Source organism: Leucobacter sp. 7(1) (assembly GCF_900163635.1).
Lineage (GTDB): Bacteria > Actinomycetota > Actinomycetes > Actinomycetales > Microbacteriaceae > Leucobacter.
Genome location: NZ_FUID01000029.1, coordinates 20,736 through 27,727 on the forward strand (window position 1 = coordinate 20,736; position 6,992 = coordinate 27,727).

Annotated in this window: 4 protein-coding genes; 2 read left to right on the forward strand and 2 right to left on the reverse strand. The window is 65.4% G+C overall.

Going from position 1 to position 6,992, the window contains the following annotated elements; all coding sequences use genetic code 11:
* The first annotated feature begins 30 nt into the window (after window positions 1-30).
* Both FM113_RS07000 and FM113_RS07005 read left to right on the forward strand, forming a co-directional pair.
* Window positions 31-2,223 carry a thiamine pyrophosphate-dependent enzyme gene (locus FM113_RS07000; protein ID WP_087012936.1) on the forward strand — a complete coding sequence of 731 codons (2,193 nt, stop codon included), beginning with the start codon at window positions 31-33 and terminating at the stop codon, window positions 2,221-2,223.
* A 3-nt stretch (window positions 2,224-2,226) separates the two neighbouring features.
* A complete protein-coding gene (locus tag FM113_RS07005; RefSeq protein WP_087012938.1) occupies window positions 2,227-3,549 on the forward strand; it encodes a dihydrolipoamide acetyltransferase family protein in 1,323 nt (440 codons plus the stop codon).
* Between the two features lies 1 nt (window position 3,550).
* Here FM113_RS07005 and FM113_RS07010 read toward each other — a convergent pair whose 3' ends face one another.
* A complete protein-coding gene (locus tag FM113_RS07010; RefSeq protein WP_087012940.1) occupies window positions 3,551-4,459 on the reverse strand; it encodes a glycerophosphodiester phosphodiesterase family protein in 909 nt (302 codons plus the stop codon).
* Between the two features lie 171 nt (window positions 4,460-4,630).
* Window positions 4,631-6,799: an ATP-dependent Clp protease ATP-binding subunit gene (locus tag FM113_RS07015; RefSeq protein ID WP_087012942.1), complete on the reverse strand. Its 2,169-nt coding sequence runs from the start codon at window positions 6,797-6,799 to the stop codon at window positions 4,631-4,633.
* Window positions 6,800-6,992: the final 193 nt, after the last annotated feature.

Here is a 6,992-nt window from a genome sequence, read left to right on the forward strand (position 1 = left end):
CTTCAAGCCACCCATCGCTAAGGAATTCACATGACGAAGAACATTCGCCTCTCGCCCGCAGAGGCGTGGGTCGAGCTGCACACCACTGCGGCAGACTGGAAGAACGCAGACCCGGCCCTGCTCGGCACCATGCTGAGCCAGCTCCACCTCATCCGCGCCTTCGAGGAACAGGTACTCGAGCTCGCTGGAGAGGGCCTCGTGCACGGCCCCGCACACTCCAGCATTGGGCAGGAGGGCGGGGCCGTGGGGTCCATCGTGGGAATGCGCCCGACTGATGCGATCAACGGCTCTCACCGCGGCCACCATCAGTTCCTCGCCAAGGCATTCAGCTTCGTCAGCAGCGAGGGGATCTCCCCCCTCGCCGAAGTCTCGGCCCCCATCCAAGAAGTCCTCGATCGCACCCTCGCCGAAATCCTGGGGCTTGCTCACGGCTACTGCAAGGGCAGGGGCGGCTCCATGCACCTGCAGTGGTGGGAAGCGGGAGCTCTCGGCACGAACGCAATCGTCGGCGGCGGCGTCCCGATGGCGGCCGGGAACGCCTGGTCGCAGCTGCAGCGCGGAACCGGGGATTTGACGGCGACCTATTTCGGAGACGGTGCCGTCAACATTGGATCGGTTCTGGAGACAATGAACCTGGCGGCCGCGTGGAAGCTGCCCCTCGTGTTCTTCATCGAGAACAACGGCTATGCCGTCTCTACCCACGTCGCCGAGGCCACGGCCGAAGCCCGGCTGAGCGCCCGTGGCCTCGGCTTCGCGATTCCGTCCTGGAAGGTGGATGGGATGAACCCACTCGCCGTCCACCTCGCGATGCAGGAGGCCGAAGAGTACCTCCGGACCGGGAATGGCCCGGTGGTCATCGAGGCGGACGTGTACCGGTACTTCCACCAGAACGGCCCCTACCCAGGAAGTGCTTTTGGCTACCGCTCCAAGGCGGAGGAGGCCGAGTGGCGAGAGCGCGATCCCATCCTTCGGATGGAGTCAGAGATGATCAAGCTCGGTCAGCTCACCCAGGCAGAGGCGGACCAGCTGCGCGAGCGCTCCGTGGCAGCAGTGCGCCAGTCGGCCGCGGCACTCACCGAGTCTCTCCCCGACGGGAAGCGGAAGATCATTGACTCACTGTGGCCGGAGCCGAGTTTCGTCGACGTAGGAATCCGGGGGGACGCTTCCGAGCTCGCCACCGCACGCGTCGAGGAGGAGGACACGTTTGCCGGCGAGCTCGCTGAAACGCGGTTCATCGACGTGATTTCAGGCGTCATCGGACACCGCATGGAGCAGCACGGTGACGTCGTGGTGATGGGTGAGGACGTGCACCGCCTCAACGGAGGCACGAACGGCGCGACCAAGGGGCTGAAGGAGCGTTTCCCTGATCGGATTCTCGGCACCCCAATCAGCGAGAACGCCTTCACCGGGCTCGGACTCGGGATCGCCCTCGAGGGCGAGTACCGACCCATCGTGGAATTCATGTATGCAGACTTCATGTGGGTAGCTGCTGACCAGCTATTCAACCAGGTCGGCAAAGTACGACACATGTTTGGCGGTGGAAACGATGTCCCGTTCGTGCTCCGCTCGAAGGTCGCGATGGGGTCCGGATACGGATCACAGCACCTGATGGATCCGGCGGGCGTATTCGCGACCAACCCGGGCTGGCGCATCGTTGCACCCGCCACACCGTTTGACTACATCGGCCTAATGAACGCCGCTCTTGAGCTCAACGACCCCGTGGTGGTGATTGAGCACATCGACCTCTACGCCGCGACCGGCCAAGCGCCGACCTCCGATTTCGACTACCACATCGAGATCGGCAAAGCAGCGCTCCGTCGTGAGGGGTCGGACGTGACGGTCATCAGCTACCTCAACATGGTGGCGGTTGCCGCAGCCGCCATTGAGCGCGCTGGCGTGAGTGCTGATCTCATCGACCTCCGCTGGCTCGACCGCGCAAGCATCGACTGGGACACCATCGGCGAAAGCGTCCGAAAGACTGGCAATGTCCTCATCGTCGAGCAGGGCGCACTCGGTACGTCATATGGTGGCTGGCTTGCTGACGAGATTCAACGCCGCTTCTTCGACTACCTCGATCAGCCGATCGAGCGCGTCCACGGCAGCGAGGCGTCGCCGAGCATCTCCAAGGTACTCGAGGCCGCCGCAGTCGCTGACGAGGCCGACGTGCTCAACGGTCTCAAGCGCGTGGCCGCCAACGCAAACATCAAGATTCGGGAGGCGTAACTCATGGCAACAGTTGTGTACATGCCGGAGGTGCTCGCGAACGTGACCGAGGCGACAGTCGCCACGTGGTCAGTCGCGGAGGGTGATACCGTCGCGACCGGAGACACCTTCGCCGAGATCGAAACGGAAAAGGCGGTGGTTGACTTCGCTTCCGAGCACACCGGCGTCGTGGCGAAGCTGCTCATTCCCGAGGGCACGAGTGTCACCGTCGGTGATCCCATCGCGGTCCTGAGCGGCGAGGGCGACACCGCAGCAGATGTCGAACGTGCACTCACCACCCTGACGCTGCCCACCCCCGCGGTCGACCAGGCCACGCAGCCCACTCCTGCCGCCCCTACGGTCCCTGCGATTCCTGCCACCCCCACGGCTCCTGCGGCGCAACACCCTACGAGCGGGCAGGGGAACGGGCAGGCGCAGCGCTTCGCAAGCCCGCTCGCACGGCGCATGGCCCGCGAACACGGCCTCGACATCACGTCGCTCGTAGGTTCTGGGCCCTCGGGCCGGATCGTGCGTCGCGATATCGAGCGCGCACTCGCCGCGGCCCCTGCCTCCGCCCCCGCCCAGGTGGCTGCAGTTTCTGCCGCCCCGTCGCCCGCCGGCCAGACGGCGGCCCCGGCCGCACCGACCGCGGTGTCGGATGCGCTCCCCGACCACACGCGGGCCGAGCACACTCGAATGCGCAAGACAATTGCGCGCCGGCTCACCGAGAGCAAGACCACCGTGCCGCACTACTATGTGAACGTGGACTGCCGGGTCGATGCGCTCCTCGCACTCCGCGCGGAGATCAACGCGACCCGGGAATCGAGCATCTCGGTCAATGACCTGATCGTGAAAGCGACGGCGCAAGCGCTCGTCGCTGTTCCCGAGGCCAACGTCATGTGGACGGACAGCGAACTCCTGAGCTTCACAGATGTGAACGTTTCGGTCGCGATTGCGACCGAGGGCGGACTGGTCACCCCCGTCATCCACAACGTTGCGTCGCTCAGTCTCAGTGAGATCTCTCACCAGACGCGCGACTATGCGCAGGCTGCTCGAGAGAATCGGATTCGGCCCGAGATGCTCGCTGGCGGAACCTTCACCGTCAGCAACCTTGGCATGTTCGGGATCCCCGAGTTCTCGGCAATCCTGAACCCGCCGCAAGCCGGAATCCTTGCCGTCGGCGCTGCGATCCAGACGCCCGTCGTAACGGAAGGCCAGGTCGGGATTGCGTCGGTCATGCGGGTCACGCTTTCCGCGGACCATCGCGCGATCGACGGGGCCGTCGCGGCTCGCTTCCTGAAGGAGTTCCAGCGCTTCATCGAGCAGCCACTGAGCATTCTGGTATAACTCACTGCTGCGGCGGGAGTTCAGCTGGCGGATCCCCGCTGGACTCCCGCCAGGTCGCAAACGCGATCGGGTCGTCGGTAATGACAAGGTCGACGCCCCGCGTCACCGCCTCATTCCAGGTACGGGTCGAGTTCAGGGTGTAGACAAGCACGCCGATCCCCACGCGTTGAATCTCCGCGATCAGCTCCGGACGTTCGTCGAGTAGCGCAGCGCGTGCACCCACCGCCGATACCTGTAGCTCTGCGGCGAGCGCGACGGTGCCGCGATCCCATTCGCGGGTGAGCATGATCCGCGCAAACTCCGGGGCGAGCTCCGCAAGGCCGGTCAGCGTGTCGAGTTCGAAGGACTGTAGCGCGACCCGGTTCACCATGCCACGGTCGCGCAGCAGTTGGGACGTTGCCGCGAGATCCGCCACGCCCCACTCCCCCTTGAGCTCGATGAGTGCGCGGACATTCGCGGCCTTGAGGTCCGTGAGGAAGGCGTCGAGGGTGGGCACGGGTTCACCCGCGAACTCCGGATCGAACCAGCTGCCCGCCTCAAGCGCCTGCACCTGGGCGAGGGTGTGGGATGCAACCGGCCCCGATCCGGCGGTGGTGCGATCCAGCGTGGGGTCGTGCATGAGAACCGGCACCTTGTCTGCGGTCAGGTGCACATCGGTCTCCACGAACTCCACACCCTGCGCGAAGGCGATCTGCATCGCGGCGAGCGTGTTTTCGGGGGCCAGCGCCGCAGCACCGCGGTGAGCGATGATCCCGAGCTGCTCGTGTCGTTGCAGCGCGCCGTGCGTTTGCATTGTGCTCGCGGCATCGGCGTGGGGTGTGGCTCCGAAGCCAACCACGAGAACCGTGGTGAGGAGCCAGGCGAGCACTCCGACACGAATCGCGCGCAGGCCGTACGGTGAGATTCGCATCGCGCCTCCGCTCTTCGCGCGTCGGCGCGCGAGGTGTGGACAGCCTAGCGGATTCCGTTACCATTTCGTAACACTCTGAGTCGGGTGCCCCACGAGGTCCCGCACACACGGCAGCGGGGCCCGGGCAGAATTGCCCGGGCCCCGCCGTGTTGCCTTGCGTTATGCCTTGCGTTATGCCTCCGGCATAACCGCCAGCTCAAGCGCCGAACCGTCGGGGGCCACGTCGACTCGCACCGCAGCACCGTCGCGCACCTCCCCGGAGAGGATCGCACGCGCGAGGCGGTCGTCGATCTCCTTCTGCATCAGCCGTCGCAGCGGCCGCGCCCCGTAGATCGGGTCGTAGCCCCGCGAGGCCAACCAGCTCCGCGCCGCGGGAGTCACCGCGAGCGTGAGGCGTCGATCGGAGAGTCGATCCTGCATCCGGTCGATGGAGAGTTCCACGATCTGCGCAAGGTCGCCCTCGGACAGCGGATGGAAGATCACCATCTCGTCGAGCCTGTTGATGAACTCAGGCTTGAAGGAACGCCGCACGGTCTCGCGCACCGCGTCTTCCTTCTCGGACCAGGCCAGCTCGGGATCAATCAGATACTGGCTGCCGAGGTTCGAGGTGAGGATCAGGATCACATTGCGGAAATCGACAGTGCGTCCCTGGCCGTCAGTGAGCCGACCATCGTCGAGCACCTGCAGCAGCACGTCGAACACCTCCGGGTGCGCCTTCTCAACTTCGTCGAGCAGCACGACCGAGTACGGCCGGCGCCGCACTGCCTCGGTGAGCTGGCCACCCTGCTCGTAGCCGACGTACCCGGGCGGGGCACCGACGAGCCGCGAGACGGAGTGCTTCTCCCCGTACTCGGACATGTCGATGCGCACCATCGCGTGCTCGTCATCGAAGAGGAATTCAGCGAGCGCTTTGGCAAGCTCGGTCTTGCCGACGCCCGTGGGCCCGAGGAACAGGAACGACCCTGTGGGCCGGTTCGGATCCGCGATCCCGGCGCGCGTGCGCCGCACCGCATCGGCGACAGCAGCGGTCGCGTCGGACTGCCCGATCAAGCGTTTGCCCAGCTCGGATTCGAGCGCCAGCAGCTTCTCGGTTTCGCCCTGCATGAGGCGCCCCACGGGGATCCCCGTCCAGGCAGCGACAACGCCTGCAATGTCCTCGTCGGTCACCTGATCGTTCACCATGCGAGGCTCGTCGCCCGAATCGCCCGCGGCCTCGGCATTCTCGGCCTCGGTGAGCTGCTTCTGGATCACGGGGATCTCGCCGTAGAGCAGCTTCGAAGCCTTCTCGAGCTGCCCTTCACGTTGGGCAACCTCGGCCGCCATGCGGAGCTGGTCAAGTTTCTCGCGCAGCTCGCCCACCCGGTTGAGGCTGGCGCGTTCACGCTCCCACCGGGCCTCGAGCACGTCGAGATCGGCCTGCTTCAGCGCCAGATCCTCGCGGAGCTTCGCGAGGCGCTCCTTGGACGCATCGTCTTTTTCCTTCTTGAGGGCGAGCTCTTCGAGCTTCAGCCGATCCACCGCGCGACGCAGTTCGTCGATCTCCATGGGGGCGGAGTCGATTTCCATGCGCAAGCGACTCGCGGCCTCGTCGATCAGATCGATCGCCTTGTCGGGGAGCTGCCGGGCCGTGATGTAGCGGTCCGAGAGGGCCGCGGCCGCAATCAGCGCCGAATCCGCGATCGTCACCTTGTGGTGCGCCTCGTATCGCTCTTTCAAGCCGCGCAGGATCGCAACCGTGTCTTCGACCGACGGCTCACCCACGTAGACCTGCTGGAACCGGCGCTCAAGGGCGGCGTCCTTCTCGATGTATTCGCGGTACTCGTCGAGTGTGGTCGCGCCGATGAGGCGCAGCTCGCCGCGGGCGAGCATCGGCTTCAGCATCTGCGATGCCGCGACCGAACTCTCCCCGCCGCCCGCGCCCATGAGCGTGTGCAACTCGTCGATGAAGGTGATGAACTTGCCGTCGGATTCCTTGATCTCGGCGAGCACAGCCTTCATGCGCTCTTCGAACTCGCCCCGATACTTCGCCCCCGCGATGAGGGCAGAGATATCGAGCGAGATCAGCTCTTTGTCCTTCAGCGACTCGGCGACGTCGCCCGCGACGATGCGCTGGGCGAGGCCCTCGACAACGGCGGTCTTCCCGACGCCGGGCTCCCCGATCAGCACGGGGTTGTTTTTGGTGCGCCGGGTCAGCACCTGGCTGACGCGGCGGATCTCCGAATCGCGGCCGATCACGGGGTCGAGCTTGCCAGAGCGGGCAACCTCGGTGAGGTTAATGCCGAACTGCTCGAGGGCGGACTGTTCGCCCTCGCCCTGGGCGGGCTGCCAGTTTGCCTGCATGTGGGTCCCTTCCGTTCGCAGTGCGTTGCGGTGGGAATCCGAAAGCCTGGATCACGACCACCGCAAACTTGAGTGGTGATGACTCAAGTTTAACGAACGGGCGCGAATTTCGCCACTGGAATCTGCAAATGATCGGCGCTTCGCCCCCAGACGGTGGGCCACGAAACGACCCCTACACCGCGAAACGACCCCT

What these genes read in the sequence shown, in the direction of transcription:
- FM113_RS07005 (WP_087012938.1), top strand. Translation starts at nt 2,227, where the DNA reads ATGGCAACAGTTGTGTACATGCCGGAGGTGCTCGCGAACGTGACCGAG.
- FM113_RS07010 (WP_087012940.1), bottom strand. Translation starts at nt 4,459, where the DNA reads ATGCGAATCTCACCGTACGGCCTGCGCGCGATTCGTGTCGGAGTGCTC.
- FM113_RS07015 (WP_087012942.1), bottom strand. Translation starts at nt 6,799, where the DNA reads ATGCAGGCAAACTGGCAGCCCGCCCAGGGCGAGGGCGAACAGTCCGCC.
- FM113_RS07000 (WP_087012936.1), top strand. Translation starts at nt 31, where the DNA reads ATGACGAAGAACATTCGCCTCTCGCCCGCAGAGGCGTGGGTCGAGCTG.